The sequence below is a fragment of the Spiroplasma endosymbiont of Dasysyrphus albostriatus genome (assembly GCF_964019495.1).
Classification (GTDB): domain Bacteria; phylum Bacillota_I; class Bacilli_A; order Mycoplasmatales; family VBWQ01; genus Spiroplasma_E.
Genome location: NZ_OZ026447.1, coordinates 396114 through 414264, shown reverse-complemented (window position 1 = coordinate 414264; position 18151 = coordinate 396114). Strand labels below are relative to the sequence as shown.

Annotated in this window: 25 protein-coding genes; 5 read left to right on the top strand and 20 right to left on the bottom strand. The window is 22.7% G+C overall.

Going from position 1 to position 18151, the window contains the following annotated elements:
* Positions 1–17 precede the first annotated feature (17 nt).
* From AACL11_RS02585 to AACL11_RS02515, 15 genes are all read right to left on the bottom strand, one after another.
* Positions 18–377 (bottom strand): helix-turn-helix domain-containing protein, encoded by a 360-nt coding sequence (locus tag AACL11_RS02585; protein ID WP_338973555.1) that lies wholly within the window; start codon positions 375–377, stop codon positions 18–20.
* A gap of 117 nt (positions 378–494) precedes the next feature.
* The gene (locus tag AACL11_RS02580) at positions 495–1913 is read right to left on the bottom strand and encodes a hypothetical protein (protein ID WP_338988045.1); all 1419 of its coding nucleotides are present in this window, start codon (positions 1911–1913) and stop codon (positions 495–497) included.
* 14 nt (positions 1914–1927) lie between these two features.
* Positions 1928–3112 (bottom strand): hypothetical protein, encoded by a 1185-nt coding sequence (locus AACL11_RS02575; RefSeq protein ID WP_338987616.1) that lies wholly within the window; start codon positions 3110–3112, stop codon positions 1928–1930.
* A gap of 18 nt (positions 3113–3130) precedes the next feature.
* Entirely contained in the window at positions 3131–3505 is a 375-nt protein-coding gene (locus AACL11_RS02570) for a hypothetical protein (protein WP_338987615.1), read from the bottom strand.
* 15 nt (positions 3506–3520) lie between these two features.
* Positions 3521–3709 (bottom strand): hypothetical protein, encoded by a 189-nt coding sequence (locus AACL11_RS02565; RefSeq protein ID WP_174480113.1) that lies wholly within the window; start codon positions 3707–3709, stop codon positions 3521–3523.
* A 39-nt stretch (positions 3710–3748) separates the two neighbouring features.
* A complete protein-coding gene (locus AACL11_RS02560) occupies positions 3749–3907 on the bottom strand; it encodes a hypothetical protein (RefSeq protein WP_338959470.1) in 159 nt (52 codons plus the stop codon).
* A gap of 16 nt (positions 3908–3923) precedes the next feature.
* Complete coding sequence (locus tag AACL11_RS02555) at positions 3924–4748, bottom strand: hypothetical protein (protein ID WP_338988044.1); 825 nt, start codon at positions 4746–4748, stop codon at positions 3924–3926.
* Between the two features lie 107 nt (positions 4749–4855).
* Positions 4856–5053, bottom strand: coding sequence for a hypothetical protein (locus tag AACL11_RS02550; protein WP_338986580.1), 198 nt, complete (start codon positions 5051–5053; stop codon positions 4856–4858).
* A 121-nt stretch (positions 5054–5174) separates the two neighbouring features.
* A complete protein-coding gene (locus tag AACL11_RS02545) occupies positions 5175–5372 on the bottom strand; it encodes a hypothetical protein (RefSeq protein ID WP_338986578.1) in 198 nt (65 codons plus the stop codon).
* Between the two features lie 2 nt (positions 5373–5374).
* On the bottom strand, positions 5375–5620 hold the full coding sequence (locus AACL11_RS02540) for a hypothetical protein (RefSeq protein WP_338987609.1): 246 nt from the start codon (positions 5618–5620) through the stop codon (positions 5375–5377).
* A 405-nt stretch (positions 5621–6025) separates the two neighbouring features.
* Positions 6026–6319, bottom strand: a complete 294-nt coding sequence (locus tag AACL11_RS02535) for a hypothetical protein (protein WP_338986729.1) — start codon at positions 6317–6319, stop codon at positions 6026–6028.
* A gap of 2 nt (positions 6320–6321) precedes the next feature.
* Positions 6322–6786, bottom strand: a complete 465-nt coding sequence (locus AACL11_RS02530) for a hypothetical protein (protein WP_338988043.1) — start codon at positions 6784–6786, stop codon at positions 6322–6324.
* A 2-nt stretch (positions 6787–6788) separates the two neighbouring features.
* Positions 6789–7055: a hypothetical protein gene (locus AACL11_RS02525; protein WP_338988042.1), complete on the bottom strand. Its 267-nt coding sequence runs from the start codon at positions 7053–7055 to the stop codon at positions 6789–6791.
* 1035 nt (positions 7056–8090) lie between these two features.
* Positions 8091–8672, bottom strand: coding sequence for a GNAT family protein (locus AACL11_RS02520; RefSeq protein ID WP_338988040.1), 582 nt, complete (start codon positions 8670–8672; stop codon positions 8091–8093).
* A gap of 21 nt (positions 8673–8693) precedes the next feature.
* Positions 8694–9707, bottom strand: a complete 1014-nt coding sequence (locus tag AACL11_RS02515; protein WP_338988038.1) for a fructose-bisphosphatase class II — start codon at positions 9705–9707, stop codon at positions 8694–8696.
* 312 nt (positions 9708–10019) lie between these two features.
* On the opposite strand from AACL11_RS02515, the gene AACL11_RS02510 reads away from it, so the two are divergent.
* The 3 genes from AACL11_RS02510 (at position 10020) to AACL11_RS02500 (ending at position 12166) form a co-directional block, all read left to right on the top strand.
* Positions 10020–10406: a hypothetical protein gene (locus tag AACL11_RS02510; RefSeq protein ID WP_338988036.1), complete on the top strand. Its 387-nt coding sequence runs from the start codon at positions 10020–10022 to the stop codon at positions 10404–10406.
* A 64-nt stretch (positions 10407–10470) separates the two neighbouring features.
* Positions 10471–11484, top strand: coding sequence for an IS3 family transposase (locus tag AACL11_RS02505; protein ID WP_338986622.1), 1014 nt, complete (start codon positions 10471–10473; stop codon positions 11482–11484).
* 58 nt (positions 11485–11542) lie between these two features.
* Complete coding sequence (locus AACL11_RS02500) at positions 11543–12166, top strand: DDE-type integrase/transposase/recombinase (protein ID WP_338988034.1); 624 nt, start codon at positions 11543–11545, stop codon at positions 12164–12166.
* On the opposite strand, the gene AACL11_RS02495 is transcribed toward AACL11_RS02500, so the two are convergent.
* The 5 genes from AACL11_RS02495 to AACL11_RS02475 all read right to left on the bottom strand — a co-directional run bounded on the left by AACL11_RS02495 (position 12163) and on the right by AACL11_RS02475 (position 16451).
* On the bottom strand, positions 12163–13638 hold the full coding sequence (locus tag AACL11_RS02495; protein ID WP_338988033.1) for a hypothetical protein: 1476 nt from the start codon (positions 13636–13638) through the stop codon (positions 12163–12165). The genes AACL11_RS02500 and AACL11_RS02495 overlap by 4 nt on opposite strands.
* 78 nt (positions 13639–13716) lie before the next feature.
* On the bottom strand, positions 13717–14730 hold the full coding sequence (locus AACL11_RS02490; RefSeq protein WP_338986622.1) for an IS3 family transposase: 1014 nt from the start codon (positions 14728–14730) through the stop codon (positions 13717–13719).
* 114 nt (positions 14731–14844) lie between these two features.
* A complete protein-coding gene (locus tag AACL11_RS02485) occupies positions 14845–15345 on the bottom strand; it encodes an IS630 family transposase (protein ID WP_338988468.1) in 501 nt (166 codons plus the stop codon).
* A 28-nt stretch (positions 15346–15373) separates the two neighbouring features.
* Positions 15374–15733, bottom strand: coding sequence for an IS630 transposase-related protein (locus AACL11_RS02480; protein ID WP_338987824.1), 360 nt, complete (start codon positions 15731–15733; stop codon positions 15374–15376).
* A 91-nt stretch (positions 15734–15824) separates the two neighbouring features.
* On the bottom strand, positions 15825–16451 hold the full coding sequence (locus AACL11_RS02475; RefSeq protein ID WP_338988030.1) for a hypothetical protein: 627 nt from the start codon (positions 16449–16451) through the stop codon (positions 15825–15827).
* Positions 16452–16763: 312 nt separating this feature from the next.
* Between AACL11_RS02475 and AACL11_RS02470 the strand changes: the two genes are divergently transcribed.
* Positions 16764–17063 (top strand): HU family DNA-binding protein, encoded by a 300-nt coding sequence (locus tag AACL11_RS02470; RefSeq protein WP_338988028.1) that lies wholly within the window; start codon positions 16764–16766, stop codon positions 17061–17063.
* A 43-nt stretch (positions 17064–17106) separates the two neighbouring features.
* Positions 17107–18120, top strand: a complete 1014-nt coding sequence (locus tag AACL11_RS02465; protein WP_338988026.1) for an alpha/beta hydrolase — start codon at positions 17107–17109, stop codon at positions 18118–18120.
* Positions 18121–18151: the final 31 nt, after the last annotated feature.

Below are 18151 nucleotides of genomic sequence, written 5' to 3'. Positions count from 1 at the left end.
AATCTTCTTGTTTATTTTTATCTCTTTGTTCATATAGAAAAGTTTTTTTTATATGTATAATTTAGTTTTTTGAAATAGTTATAAACTGTTTCTTTTGTCATATCACCAAATTTTTCAATTACTTTTTGAACTGTAACATCTTTATTTTCTGCTAAATAATTTTTTAATTCATCTAAATCCTTTATTTTGTGGCTATGTCCTTTTTGATAATTCAAAATTGGTTTTATATTTCCGGTTTTTTGCTTTCTTTTTCTTCATAAAAATAAAGTCTTTCTAGTGATATTGAACACTTTACAAATTTCTTTAATTTTCATGTTTTTACTTTCATAAACTTCTATTACTTTTCTTCGTAAGTCCTCACTGTATGGTTTTGGCATAATTTAATCTTCCTAATCTATTTTAATTATTGCTGAATTATACTTGTAAGTGCAAGAATTGTTTAAATTACATATTATTATTTTACATTATTTATGAGTAAACATTACTTTAGTTAGCTATACTTTAAAACTATCTCTAATTACTTGTTGAACCACTGGTGGAGCAAATGCTATTGCTTTTAATCATTTATTATGATTAACACCATAACCAATGTATCAACCACTATATCAACGATATCAATGGAATGGATGTATTTGAGTAACAAAAGTTTCTGCTTTAAGAATACTATCAACAACTGTAATTGGTTTATATTTAGTATTGCGATGATAAATAGTAATTGCACATTTATCTAATGATAAAGGTTGAATTTTACAACCCATAAATACTGGTGAATTTAATGGAATTAATTGTGCATGTTTAATTGCTCTTTTTTCTGCACTAGTAAATAAATCAGTTGTTTTTTCTTTTAATTTATTAATTTTTTCAAATGCTTGTTTTTCCAACTTTTCAAATTTTTCTTGTAATTTATATATACTTTCTCGTAATTTTTCAAAATATGGTGTATTTTTTCAAAATTTATTTAAACCTTTTTTTAAATAAAATCTAATATCCAAATATTTAAACAATTTATTTGCATTTAAAACAATCTTATGAATTGAACTTTTTTTAAAATCAAATTTAATAGCATTAGCACGAATTTTTTGTAAATCCAAAATTAAAGTTTTTCCATATCTATTTTCTGTGTGTATTGTATGAACTAAATTTAATCAATCATGTTGGTTCATAGATAATACTTTTTTTAAATCAGTATTATATTTTTTTAAAAAATTATTTGCTTTTTCAATATCTTTAATTTTAAATTTAGGAGTTAATTGTGGACTTAATTTTATTAATGTATTTTGTAATAATAAGTAATTTTTTAACTCCTGTGCTTCTAATTTTTGAAAATTATTTTTATATTGTCTTTCAGCAACATAACCTAAATCTCGTAATACTGTTTCACGATTAGGAGTAAAACTATAATTCATTAAATAACGTTTATTACCAATAATTTTATCTGTTAAAATTTCTTTTCCACTTACTTGACTAATAATTTCTTGTAAGTTTTTTGCTTCTTTAATACCAACTTGTTCTAATGTTTTAGTTTCTTGTGCTAGTTTAATAAATTTAGTTGTGCGATAACCACGACTAATTTTATTAAGTCCAGCAAATGCAGGTAATAAATTTAAAAAAGTATTTAATTTTGTTACATTTCCTTTTAAATAATCATAAACTTGATTAATAGTAAAATCAGTTGTAGCATAAATACCAAAATTAATAGTACTTGCAATAAAATCACTTGCACCTAATCCAAGGGCTACACTTTCACTTAATCCACCAGTAAAAGGAGCAAGTGCTACTGCTATAACTTGTACACCAATCATTTCTAAAATTTCTCATCAAAAACTTTTATTTTCTTGTTGTTTACTTGTTCTAGTATGTTTTGGTTTATTTATGTTTAAAAGTATTGCTGTACTAGTTGTACCAATTGGCATGATATTAATTTCCTTTATTTAAGAGTTATTTTAATTGGATTTGTTGAACCTTTATAATTTAAATCATTAACATTTGCAGCAATAGTTATATATAAGTCACCTGCTTTTTGTTTTTGATTACTTACATTAGTTTTTCCTTGTGCATCACTAAAATATTTAATAGTTGGATTTGTTAAATTTGGATTTAATGATTTAAGTTCATTAGTACTTTTTATTTCTGTATTTAATTCATTGTTATTGTTATTAACATTTGCAGTAATATTTGTTGTTAAAACTGTAATTTTAGTTTTTAAATCATTTTTTTCTGTTTTAATAACTCCACATAACATTCATCTTGATGTTGTTTCATTATTAGAAATATATGGGATTGCTTCTCCAACAACTTCACCAGCAACTTTATATGCTCTTCCTGCTTTATCATCTTTAATAAAATCTACATAAATAACTGTATTTTCTATCATGTATCTTTTCATTGCTCTTGGTGTTGCTAAAATAAAGGTCATTAATTGTTGTTCATTTTTATCATTAGTAAAAATCATATAGTCATCAAGAACGATTTCACATAATACGCCTTTTACATATAAATTATTTCCATTTAAACGTAATTGTTGTGCCAACTGATTATCGGTAATTAAACCTTTATTATCTGCTAAATAAACTAAACTATCATAAAGACCATTAGTAATAAAAAATTTACTATTTGCAATATTTCTAAATTGAAACAAAGTATTTCAAGCAGATAACATTGATTTTAAATAGCCTACTGGTGTTGTATCTTCAATATCGATTTTAGTAGCAAATTTTGCAATTGCTTGTGTATCATCAATTGCCAATTTATCTGCTAAATCATTTGCAACTTCATATTGCATACTATCTAATAAATTTTGTCCATTATTTGCTTTTAAATCTACATCTGCAATAATTTCTCCTGCAAGATATTTTTTAGTTATTTTTTTACTAATTTTATCTGTATCAACATATGGTAATTCATATCTTTTACTTTTATCATCCCAAGCAATAATTTTTACTTCCGGTTTTTTTGGTTTTTTAACAATAAACTCAATATTTACTGAGTCAACAATTTCAGTAGGAAAAAAGTTTGCCCATGGACTATTTGAAATTTTAAAAAATTCTATAAATTCTGGTGCTTCTACTAATCTCTCTGTATTGTCTAAATTTTGATTAAATGGTACTGACATTTTATTTCTTCCTTTCGTTTATAAATAATTTTTCTTTTTATAATTAATTAAAAAATTTTCTTTATCATTTGTTTTATTATTAATAATTATTTGTTTATTGCCACCTGTATTAATTGTTTGTTTAAATACTGGTTGTTCTTTAATCATTTTTTTAATAGTTTCTTCAATTTTTGAATTTTCTAGATTACTTGTTTTAAATTTTAAAAAATCATAAAATTCAGTTTTAACTTGATATTTTTTAAATATATTAATCATTTCTTTTTCTTTAATTTCTTGATTAAGTTTATTTAACTTATTTTCTGCTTCATTAACTTTATTTTCTATTTCTTGTTGAGCATTATTTTCAGTTAAAGGTTCAGTTGTTTGTTGAACATTATCTTCATTTTCTAACATTTACATCACCACTTTTTATTTATTTTCTTTATTAATTTTTTCATTTAATTTTGCTAATTTTTTTTGATGTTTTATAATTTTGTTATTTGCTCTAACATGTTTTGGAGTTGTGATAAATCTTTTTAATAAAACAATAATTTCTCTGCAAATTAATGTTCCAACACTTGTTCCGATAATTATTAATTCATGTAAAAATTCTTTCATTTCAAATTTTCCTTTCAACTATTTATTGTTTATTTTTGATTATTCATCAAATTCACCTTTATTAATTCTTTCAATCATACATTTTGTGTCCATTAAAAGATTTGCAATTAAACGTTCATTCAATCGTATGTCTTCTAAATCTTTTTCATGTTGTTTTAATTTATCATTGTAATATTCTAGTAATTTTTCTTTATTCATAAATTATTCACCTCCTTTATAAACTCATGTGATTATAATCTCAATTTAGTGAAGCATTATCATGATTTAATGGTACTTCGCTCATATTATCACTACCATATTGACTAGTTGTTTCACTATTAATTGTGAATCTATTATCATTTATTAATCTTGCAGTTTCATTATTAAATGGTGTTTCTTGCATTTCTTGATTATGATGTGTAGTTTCAATAGGTAGTAAATTATGGATAATTTCACTTGCACCAGCAACTATTGTTGGAATTGCATAAGCATTATTAAAATCATTATTAATACCCATAGCAACACCACTTGAAATCAAACAACCACCAGTTGCCATATTACAAATCTTTCTTATTGTTTCAAATTTATTAGGTATTAACTCAATTAATCCACTAATAAGATTTGATATACCATAAGCATTTAAACTAATATATGTATCTCAATCCATTAATGACTGATTTTCTTGTTTATTTAATAGTAATCATGGAGGACCCTCAGTTGTAGTTGTAGTAGTTATTGGAATTGGTGTTGTTGGAATAATTGGAGTAATATTGTTCTCTGTTCATTTACTATAATTTGCTAAACCAATTGTTCCTAAACCAAGTAAGATTTTTTTACTACTATTAATTAATTTACTTTTAGTATTTGGTCTTTGATTTAAATTTCATATATCTAAACCTAATTTTTTACCAAATAATAAACTATTAAATGAACCTAATAATGGATTATCTATTACTTGACCATAATAAGCACTTGTACCAATCATTGCACAAATTGGACTTATACCAGTTCTTATTAACTTAGTTAAAGTATAATTTGATTGTGTATTTTCGTTTGGCATTTTAATCTCCTTTATTTGCTTTTAACATTTCTCTTACAATATCTAATAAAGTATTTACTTGATAATCATATAATTCAAATTCATGAATTCTAATTTTAATTTTTTCTTTATAATCCATTTTTTTCTCCTTGTATTTCTAATTGTAATAATTTTTCTAAAACATAATCATTTTTATCAAATTCTCTAATAATTCATTTTTTTGTTTCTTTTCTATTGTTAGTACAAAGAATTAATCTTTCTATCATATTAATTAATTCTTTTTTATCTGCTCTATCAAAAATTACTTTTAAAATTTCATCTAACATATTTTATTCTCCTTTATTTGTTTTTATCAGTTCTCTTATAACATCTAATAAGGAATCTACTACATAAGAATTTAATTCAAATTCATAATTTCTAATTTTAATTTTTTCCTTTTTCATTTGTTTATTCTCCTTTAATTTGTTTTAAATCATTTAATAGTTCTATAAATTTATTCATGTATTCTGAATAACAATCAATCATTAAATAATTATCATTTCAATTAAACATTACACATGTGTCACTTGTACAAAATTCAACATTATCAATAAAAAATAATTTTTCATCTACATTTCATTTAATTAAAAATTCGCGTTTAGTCATGGTTATTCTCTTTCTATTTCTAATTTTTTAATTGTTACTTTAATTCAACCTTGATAAACATCATTATCACCAACTATTAATGCAACATTACTTTCGGGGTCAGAAACAATTATGTGTTTTGATTTAACATTTGGATATTGTCTTAAAATAATTGCTCTAATATCATTACTTGTATGAATTGCTTTTGGAAATGGTGATAATATTTCAATTTCATCTTTATTTTCAAACAAAGTAGGCAATATTATCATTAATCAAATTCTCCATTTTCAATTAATTCCTTTAAAATAAATAAAGTTACATCAGTTCTACGTTCTGGTTCTAATTTAATTAAATTATTAATATGATTAATTAGTTTTTCTTTATTCATAATTTAATCTCTCTTTCCTAACTCTTTTATTTTGTTTTTGTTTACATAAGTTATTACATTTATGAGCAAAAACTCTACCATAACCACATTTATTATTTTTTTTAATTTTTATTATCATTAGTTTTAAAACAATTTTTACAATTTGGTCAATTATAATTTTCTTTACAATCAATACACATTTTCATTATTTACTCTCCTTTGGATGTTGAAATTGAACAGCTTTACAATTATCACATCTAAATATTAATTCAATACTTACATTTTCATGTTCACATTTATTCATTAGTTATTCCTTTCATTTTTTAAATCATTTAACATTAATTGAACAAAATGCACGATTTTTTTTAATATTTAAAGTATTAAAGATTTCACCAGTTACTATAATTTCATCGTTTTTGTTTAATAAAATACAGCGTCTATAAAGTTTTGGTTTATTAAAAATTAAAGTAACATAGTTTAATCCATTTCATTGACCACGAACACTATAATATAATTCTTTATTACCTTTTTCGTAATATTTTGCTTCAATAGTGTTACTAAGTTTTACTGTTAATTTGACATAATTTGTTTTATCTTTCATTTTTATAATTTCCTTAAATAATTATCAAAAATTAATATTTTTTTATGATTTTTTAAATAATATTGAATATGTTTATAAGCATCTTGTTCATGTTTTGTTAATTTTATATTTCCTTTATAATTTTCTATTTTAGTTTTATTTTTTGGTTCACTTTCTAGATAATCTCAATTCATAATATCTTCTGCTAATACCATTAAAGCACCAATAATTTTAGGAGTTGCTAATGGATTAGTTAATAATTGTTTTGAACTTAAAAAGAAATTTTCTACAATAACTAATATTTTTTTATCAATAAATTTTTCTTTAATTAATTGTAATTTTTCTTTATACATATTTTTAGTTCATAAAACAGTTAATGTATTAAATGTTTCATTAAAAACAATATTATTAGTTTCATTTGAATATATAACTATTCCATTATTACCAATTCCTGCTGGGTCAATTCCAATAATTAAGTCATATTCCATTATTAATCAAATTCTCGATTATTGATTTTTTTAATTAATGAATAATATATTGAATCATTACTTGCACTTCTATATCCATCATTTTCAATTTTATTTTCTAAATATTTAATTAATTTTTCTTTATATTCATTAATTATTTCTTTTTTAAAATCTTCTCTTAATTTTTCTATATTATTTAAATGTTCTTTTGTTATTTCTTTACTACGTTTTTTATTATATTCATTAATAATTTCTTGGTCTTTAACAGCAAATGGTTTTTCTTTATTCATTATTTATACCCCCTACTTAACTTAACATTTAAGATACAGTCATAACAAATTGCTTTACCGTTTTTGTCTCTTAAAAAGTTTTTTCTTGTTTTTATATCATTAGTATTAAAGAATAAATAATCTAATTTATGTTGTTTACATGTTCAACAAAAATACTTTTTCATAATAGTTCTTTCTAATATATTCTTTATGCTACAAGCAACAGAATATATATTTTTATTTTTATATTATTAATACTATTAGTTTTATTCATTCCAGCAATTCTGGGCTCAAAAATAAATTATGAAATTTTAAAAAGAAATCGAGGCATTCGATTCAATATTTATTTAATTTGTGTTAAACAAATTAATATTTTAATTGAACCGGCACCGCTCAATTTTTTTTACAAGTTTTAAATTTATTTTCTCGCCCAAAAATTTTTTCAAAAAAAATAAAAAATAAAACCAACACCTGCTCACCGGGGAGTGGCAAGGTTGGTTAAATAAAGAATAGAATTAATACAATAGGTCCCTACAACAGGTCTATATATACTAGTTTCCAATTCGCTCCCACCCCAAGAATTACCATTACTGGTTAGTATATTTTATTAGGTATCACTCCACTTTTTATTTATCCATGCAAGTCCACATGTTCTAGCTACTATTTTTAACAACTGTTGTTGTAGTTCACTGTTTTAGTTCCCTAACACGTGTTGATAATAGCGTTAAAGAGGGTTATTAATTATTAACTTTCTCCTACTTGGTCACTGCGTGTAGTAGATATTTAAAGGATGTTAATAATAAAAATTTTAAAATCTTACAATTACACAAAAAAAGACAAGATTTTTATTCTCGTCTTTTGTCATTTATTTTTAATTCAAGGGTAAAAAAAGAAAGGAGCTATTTTTAAAACTTTTTAGTTACCGACATCTTCGACACGCTCCCAAATATTTTATACCTCTTAATAAAAAAACATTTTAACAAAAATATTCACGTTTTAATTATATAAAAAATACTAAAATTATTAAATAATAATTAAAATTTTATTATCTAGTTACTATTTTTTATTATCTTTAAAATACTCACTACGAATAATACTAAATATTTTACAATCACTAACTTTACCATCTTTAATAAAATTACTACGAGAAATTCCTTCAAACTTCATGCCAACACTTTCCATCGTTTTCGCTGAAGCAATATTCTCTTTAACACAACTACCTTCAATTCTAATACTATTAGTATTTTCAAATCCATACTTAATAGCAGTCAACAATGCCTCTTTGGCATAACCTTTACCCCACTCTTTTGGATTAAAAGCATAACCTATTTCCAAACATTTAGTATGAGCAAAATATCTAATAAAACCACAAGTACCGATCATCGTATTGGTTTCATCATCTTTTAATTGCACTGCTCACATTAAAGAACTTAATTGTTTATATTCTTGTAATAAAGAATTAATAAAACCAATACTATCATTAATACTTTTATGAGCTTTTCACGGTACATATTTTGTCATATTTTCATTATTCGCATAATTAAATAATGCTTGTGCATCATTTAAAGTAATGGGTCGTAGTTTTAAACGTTGACTTTCTAAAACTGGGATAGCAGGTAAACGATCAATATCATTCATAATTTTCTCCTTTAAATATTTTTAAACATATTTATTATATATTTTCATAATTTTTTCAACACTTGGCAATAGTTTATTAACCTGACTAACACTATAAGTAACTTCCATATTTCTAACAACACCATGTGAAACAAAAAAAGTATTTAAATAATATGTACCATAATAATATTTAATTGCTTTTAAACTGCCGCCAGTTGTTAAACCTGTTGCAACAAAACGGACATTTTCATCTTTTACTAAATCTTTAGCAAAATAATATTTATTATATGATAATTTATATTTTTTAATAGCAATATCTTCAATATTAATACGAATTTTAGTATCTTCATCAGTGGGTCATATTGTTTGATAGGAAATTAACTTAGTTTTAATATTGCCGCCAGCACTTAATGCTAATGCTGCCATTAATGCCCCTTCAGGAGCACCACCAATACCATAAACAAAATCTGCTTCCTTATTAATAACATCAATAGCAGCAAGCACATCACCATCACCAATTAAACGAACAATAATACCTAAATCATGCAACTTTTCAATTATTTTTTGATGTCTTGGTTTATCTAAAATAATACCAATTAAATCATTATGTTTTTTCATTTTTTGCATAGTTTTAATATTAGTAATAAAATCATCTTCATTGTTAATAGCATCTTGTAAATCGGGTCCAACAAATAATTTTTCCATATACATTTCTGGTAACTTTAAAATAGTATTAGGTGCTGCTGCTGCTAAACAAGCAATACTACCAGCAATATTATAAGCAGCAGGATAAGTACCTTCTACTGGATCAACTGCTAAATCATAAGTTAAAGTTTTTCCTTTTCCTAACTCTTGATTAACAAATAACATTGGTGCTTGATCTAACTCACCTTCACCAACGATAATACGACATTTAATAGGGGCATTATCTAACATAATTGTCATTGCTTCAACAGCAGCAAAGTCAATAGCATTCTTATTTTTACGACCAATAAATTTATAAGCAGCAATTGTTGCCATTTCTACTGCTCTAATTAAATACATATCCTTATTCATATTTTTCTCCATAATTAAGATGTTCATTGTTAATTATATGATAATTTTTAACAAAAAACTTAATTATTAAATCTCTTTCTTCGTTAATTTTACAAAATTTGTAAATTATAAATTCAAATCATAAAATAAAAAATTACAAAATAAGTAAATAATATTTTAAATTCCAGATAATTTAATTATCTGGAAAATATGCATTATTTATAAGCTTAAAACTTTTGATTATATATTATTTGTAAATGGCCACTTAGCCCTTTTTACTAGACCATTAATTTAAAAAATCTGAATGTATTCTAAAAACAATTGTGTTATATAATGAACACTAATTTTGACCTGAAAGGATTTTTATTAATGGATAAAATTAAACAAATAGCATTAATAATTAACAAATTAAATATCAAAGAAAAAATTAAAATTATCGATGATTGCAAAAATCAATATTCAATTAGAAACTTATGTCAATATCTTCAATTAAACAGATCAACATATTACTTTTTAAAAAATAAACAAAAACTTATTAAAAAAGAAAAAAATCATATTATTAATTGCAATCATAAATATCAAGAATTATGCCAACTTTTAATCGAATTTCATTCTACAAGAAAAGGTAGAATTTATGGATATTTAAGAATTTTTTCAGCTTTTAAAGAGTGATTAAAACAAGAGAAAAATATCATTTTAAATATAGAATTAGCCACTTAGCCCTTTTTACTAGACCATTAATTTAAAAAATCTGAATGTATTCTAAAAACAATTGTGTTATATAATGAACACTAATTTTGACCTGAAAGGATTTTTATTAATGGATAAAATTAAACAAATAGCATTAATAATTAACAAATTAAATATCAAAGAAAAAATTAAAATTATCGATGATTGCAAAAATCAATATTCAATTAGAAACTTATGTCAATATCTTCAATTAAACAGATCAACATATTACTTTTTAAAAAATAAACAAAAACTTATTAAAAAAGAAAAAAATCATATTATTAATTGCAATCATAAATATCAAGAATTATGCCAACTTTTAATCGAATTTCATTCTACAAGAAAAGGTAGAATTTATGGATATTTAAGAATTTTTTCAGCTTTTAAAGAGTGATTAAAACAAGAGAAAAATATCATTTTAAATATAGAATTATCAACAAAACAAATGCGAAAAATTATGAAAAAACACAATATTCAAGGATTAAAACAAACTAAAAATAACTATCCTAAAAACAAAAAAAATCCAAATAAGTGAATACCTACAATGGATAAAGTAAACAAAGATTACAAAAGTACAACCGCTTCAAATCAAATTTGATCAATGGATACTAAACAAATAAACACCAAAGAAGGTTGACTATATCTTTTTGTAATTATTGATTTTTATTCAAATAATGTTGTTAGTTATAATACATTTTCAAATAAATCATATCAAGATTTAATTCTTCCTGCACTTGAAAAAATAAACAACCAATTTTCTTGAAATCAAATAAAAAACGTTATTTTACATTCAGATAACGCCAACGAATTTTATTGTCAAGAAATTACAAAATGAGCAAAAAACAAACAAATAATTTTAAGCAAAAAACAACCATATGATATTGGCGGTAATGTCATATCTGAAAATTGATTTTCACATTTATCTCAAGAATGATTGCCTAAAGACTCAAATCAATATTTAACAATCAATGAAGCTATTAATGATGTAAATCAATATGTTATGTTTTATAATTATGAAAGAATACATTCTAAATTTTTAAAACCACCAATATTACAAATAAAAATTTAGAAATATCTATCAAAATATGGTCCAGTAATTAGGGCTAACCACCTTATCAACAAAACAAATGCGAAAAATTATGAAAAAACACAATATTCAAGGATTAAAACAAACTAAAAATAACTATCCTAAAAACAAAAAAAATCCAAATAAGTGAATACCTACAATGGATAAAGTAAACAAAGATTACAAAAGTACAACCGCTTCAAATCAAATTTGATCAATGGATACTAAACAAATAAACACCAAAGAAGGTTGACTATATCTTTTTGTAATTATTGATTTTTATTCAAATAATGTTGTTAGTTATAATACATTTTCAAATAAATCATATCAAGATTTAATTCTTCCTGCACTTGAAAAAATAAACAACCAATTTTCTTGAAATCAAATAAAAAACGTTATTTTACATTCAGATAACGCCAACGAATTTTATTGTCAAGAAATTACAAAATGAGCAAAAAACAAACAAATAATTTTAAGCAAAAAACAACCATATGATATTGGCGGTAATGTCATATCTGAAAATTGATTTTCACATTTATCTCAAGAATGATTGCCTAAAGACTCAAATCAATATTTAACAATCAATGAAGCTATTAATGATGTAAATCAATATGTTATGTTTTATAATTATGAAAGAATACATTCTAAATTTTTAAAACCACCAATATTACAAATAAAAATTTAGAAATATCTATCAAAATATGGTCCAGTAATTAGGGCTAACCACCATGCTACCTTTTGTTCAGAAAGTACTAGACCAACTGATACTTCTTGGTTTATTAATTCAACATCTGCTATTTGTAATACATTATTAGAATTTCCTATCAAACAATCTGAATTTATCGAATTTAATGTTATATCTAAAATATTAGATATTTCTTTTACCATTTTATATACAAAATCATTTTCTTTAAGAAATTCGCTAGTTTGTTGAGTTTCATAATCACTTATTTTTATACTTTGCTGTTTTTTATTTAAATCAAGAAATTCATTAAATTCAAAAAATAAATGTTGTAATTGTTGTAATTGATCTTTTTGTTGATAAATTTTTTCATATAATAAATCTAAATTTTTAATATTATTGTTTTGTACTCTAACTTTTATAAACATAAATTTATAATCTTTCTTATTTTTTTGTTCAAAATTATTAACTATCTTTTTACATATTTTTTGATTTAAATTATATTTTTTTTGATAATCATACATTAATGGAATAAACTTTTTAGGAATTTTAATTAATGTTGTAAAATCAATTAAAAACAAAAGATTTTGAGAACTATCATTTTCGCTAATACATAATAAAGCAAATTTTTTGTTTTCATTAAAAAGAAAGTTCTTTTTATTATTTTTTGCTATTTTATTTTGTAATTTTTTAAAAATCTTTTGTTCTTCTTCATTACAATCTTCAAATAATAGTAATGGATTAAAATAAAGGTTTTTTGCTATTTTTTGATTCTTCCCTTCATTTAAACTATCATCTTTAATAAAAATTAAATAAGAATATGGACCTTTATATTCTTGTAAAAAATTATAATAATTAAGAGTCATTTTTACTATTGATCCTGATTCTAATTTTAATTCTTCAAAATCAAATAATTTGCATTTACCATTATTTTCATTATTGATATCAATAGTGATATCACTAGAAGTTGATGGTTGTAATTCTTGTTGAGCATTACTTTCTTTATAGTTATTAAACTGTTTTATACTTTTTAAAAATTCACCATATTTATTTTCTCCAAAAAAAGTAGTGAAATTCTTGATAATAATTTTAAGTGCAGCATCATAATCAGCAACTATTGATATAGAATTTTCAATTTTAGAGTTTTTAATAAAAAAATATTCACCTAAAAATTTATCTATTTGTTCTTTTATTGTAATGAAAAACTTAAAATCTTCTTTTATTTTTTCATGAAAAGTTTTAAATTCATTAAATAAATTAATAATATCATTACTCTTTTTGGTTATATTCAATTTATTTTCACTAAAACAACTATTTATTTTATTATTAATTTCACTTAATTTATCCCTTATTTCTTTTATATTTTTTTCAATTTTATCTTTAATTTTTTTTATATCAATTTCTAACTTTAATTGTTCTTGCGTTAGTAATATTATTTCTTTTTTTTGGTTTTTAATACTACTTTCGTTTTCCAAAATTTGTTTTTTATAACTTGAAATTTTTGTTTCTAGGTGGTTAGCCCTAATTACTGGACCATATTTTGATAGATATTTCTAAATTTTTATTTGTAATATTGGTGGTTTTAAAAATTTAGAATGTATTCTTTCATAATTATAAAACATAACATATTGATTTACATCATTAATAGCTTCATTGATTGTTAAATATTGATTTGAGTCTTTAGGCAATCATTCTTGAGATAAATGTGAAAATCAATTTTCAGATATGACATTACCGCCAATATCATATGGTTGTTTTTTGCTTAAAATTATTTGTTTGTTTTTTGCTCATTTTGTAATTTCTTGACAATAAAATTCGTTGGCGTTATCTGAATGTAAAATAACGTTTTTTATTTGATTTCAAGAAAATTGGTTGTTTATTTTTTCAAGTGCAGGAAGAATTAAATCTTGATATGATTTATTTGAAAATGTATTATAACTAACAACATTATTTGAATAAAAATCAATAATTACAAAAAGATATAGTCAACCTTCTTTGGTGTTTATTTGTTTAGTATCCATTGATCAAATTTGATTTGAAGCGGTTGTACTTTTGTAATCTTTGTTTACTTTATCCATTGTAGGTATTCACTTATTTGGATTTTTTTTGTTTTTAGGATAGTTATTTTTAGTTTGTTTTAATCCTTGAATATTGTGTTTTTTCATAATTTTTCGCATTTGTTTTGTTGATAATTCTATATTTAAAATGATATTTTTCTCTTGTTTTAATCACTCTTTAAAAGCTGAAAAAATTCTTAAATATCCATAAATTCTACCTTTTCTTGTAGAATGAAATTCGATTAAAAGTTGGCATAATTCTTGATATTTATGATTGCAATTAATAATATGATTTTTTTCTTTTTTAATAAGTTTTTGTTTATTTTTTAAAAAGTAATATGTTGATCTGTTTAATTGAAGATATTGACATAAGTTTCTAATTGAATATTGATTTTTGCAATCATCGATAATTTTAATTTTTTCTTTGATATTTAATTTGTTAATTATTAATGCTATTTGTTTAATTTTATCCATTAATAAAAATCCTTTCAGGTCAAAATTAGTGTTCATTATATAACACAATTGTTTTTAGAATACATTCAGATTTTTTAAATTAATGGTCTAGTAAAAAGGGCTAAGTGGCCTAAAATTTGAATTCTTTCTTTTGCATTTTTAACTTTATAGCTAACTAAAGTAATGTTTACTCATATCTTGAAAAACAAAATCAATCGCGTTTTTAATATTTGGTCAATAATTTGGTAATATTTTTCTTATATTATGTTTTATAGCAAATCAAAAATGTTCAATTGGATTTAAATTAGGAGAATATGGTGGAAGAAATAATAGTTTGCATCCAGCATTTTCAATTAATTGTTTTGTTGCTTTAGATTTATGAAACGTCGCATTATCTAAAACTATAATTTGTCCACACTTTAATACTGGAATTAGTATATTTTTAACATATGATTCAAAAATTTTACTATTGCAATGTCCTTCAAATGCTCATAGAGCTTTTAATTTACCTTTATTTAGTGCACCAATTATACTCATTCTCTTTATTTTATATGCAGGTTTATTATCAAATAATCTTTTACCTTTTTCAGACCAACCATATTTATAAAATTCATTATCATCAATTCCAGATTCATCAATATATACCAAATCTTCATTCATTATTTTCGCTATTTCTTTTAAAAAATCTTCTTGTTTATTTTTATCTCTTTGTTCATATAGAAAAGTTTTTTTTATATGTATAATTTAGTTTTTTGAAATAGTTATAAACTGTTTCTTTTGTCATATCACCAAATTTTTCAATTACTTTTTGAACTGTAACATCTTTATTTTCTGCTAAATAATTTTTTAATTCATCTAAATCCTTTATTTTGTGGCTATGTCTTTTTTGATAATTCAAAATTGGTTTTATATTTCCGGTTTTTTGCTTTCTTTTTCTTCATAAAAATAAAGTCTTTCTAGTGATATTGAACACTTTACAAATTTCTTTAATTTTCATGTTTTTACTTTCATAAACTTCTATTACTTTTCTTCGTAAGTCCTCACTGTATGGTTTTGGCATAATTTAATCTTCCTAATCTATTTTAATTATTGCTGAATTATACTTGTAAGTGCAAGAATTGTTTAAATTACATATTATTATTTTACATTATTTATGAGTAAACATTACTTTCGTTAGCTATATTATTATAATCGATTCATAATGCATCTCAATGCTTTTGTATGTTTGCATCACTTGAATTAACTTCAATTAAGGTTGATACTACTTCAACATATTTTATTTTTGTTCTCATAGTAGCTTGGAAATCTTCAATATTTTTTTGAGTTTCTTGAAAAGTATCTTTATCTATCTTTGTGATTTTTTCTTTAAACTCTTCTTTATCTTTTTGCAAAGCTTTAATTTCTTTTCTTATTATTTTTAATTCTTTTTGATCTTTTGCTATTTTTTCATCCAATGTTTGATTTCTAAGTTGATTATTAGTGCTACTTTTTGTTAAATCTTCAATATGACTTTTTAAGTTTTTTAAATCATCTTCTTTATAAGCTAAATCCTTTTCATATTTACTATTTTCTAATTCTTCTTCTGATAAAATATCTTGATATCTTTGTTTATAATTACGTTGTTCCTCAACACTTTCATTTATGAAAAATGTGAATTCTTTTTTAAAAATTTCTAAATTTTCTTTAAATTTTCTAATCTTATTTTCAATATCACTTATTGAAACATTTGTTGTCGCTATCTCTAGAATAATTTTAAACCTCTCTTTCTTTTCTTTCAAAAATAAAAAACCACTTGCTTTAAAACTAAAGCAATGGCCAAACACTTTTATTTTTGTAATTACATTTTATAGAAATTATAATTATAGTTAAGGAATATACTTACTTATACTATTGAATATAATAAAGAAATTTTTATCTTTGATTCTTATTATTTTTAATGTTAAAATTATTCAAATTAAATATGTAAAATGCCTTTTATATATAAAATTATTAACAAGCAAAGTACGAAAAATTTAAAGATTACATTTTATAAATAAAATAATATAAAATAATATTAGAAGAATATGGGCAAACAGATAGGGTTGATTTTTATGAACGCAAAAGAATTAATTGCAAGAGTATCAGATAAAACTAAATTTAACATTCAAGATATTGAAATAGTTTTTAATTGTGTAATTGAAGAAATTAAAAATATTAACCAACTAGGTAAAGTAATTACTATTCCTAATTTTGGTACTTTTAAAATCAAAAAAGTAAAACCCTGTTTACGACGAAATAGTAAAAATAATGGACAACACGTAGTTAACAAATACAAATATATTAAATTTATACCTTATAAAAAATATAAAAAATATATTCGTTGTAAACCAAAATATAACAATACTAAATAATGTCGACTATTAAAATGTATGACCTAAAATGTGAGGAAAACAAATGAAACAAAGTAGTATTAATAGAATAAAATTAAGACAAAAAGTTAATATAAATTCAATTGAAATGTTTAAAGCATGCTTGCAATATAATTCACAATTTCAACCGAAAGTTAAAATTGAATTAGCAAAATGGCCAATGTATTTTGAATATTGAGAATACCTAGAAAAACATGAAAATATAATTCCTTTTTCAATTAAAACATCAATTGATAATTTAACATTATACGGTAATCTTTTAAAAAGTCCCCTTAAAAATGAAAATAATAATAAAACAATAATTCTATTACACGGAATAACTAATACAAGATTTTGAATATTTAAACAAGCTTTCATTTTTTTACGTGCTGGCTACAATGTTATTTGATATGATGCTCGTAACCATGGTGAAAGTGATGCATCACCAACAACTTTTGGTTTAAAAGAATCACAAGATTTACAAGACATTATTGAATACTGTTGTAAAACATATAAACAAGAAACTACTGCTTTAGGATTATATGGTTTTTCATTAGGTGGCGCAACAGTAGTAATGTGAAGCAATTTATATGCAAAACATAAAATTAATCAAAAAGTAAAATTCATTATTTCTGATTGTACATTTAGTCGCTTAGATCGTACCTATAGTGAAAAACTATACAACTATGCTTTCTTACCTACTAATTTAATGCTGAAATTAAGTCGTAAAAAAGCACAAAAAACATTTGGTGTTGATGGTTTACAAGAAATACAACCAATTAAATATTTAAAACTAATACCTGATATGCCAATGTTATTTCTTCACGGTCAAAATGATCACTTTATTAACTACACTAATGCTAACGAATTATTTCAAGAAAAAATTCGCTATGAAATACCAAAAAAAAGTTCATTATACACTATCCTTGATGCTAACCACGGTCAAAGTTTTTTAATTGGTGATTTAGACCACACAGTTGTTAATGAATATAATTTAGTAACTGATAAGGGTATTAGTGACACTACTTTAGAATTTGTTCAAAAATGAATCAATACTTAAGATAAACACTATTAATTGATTTTTTTATTAA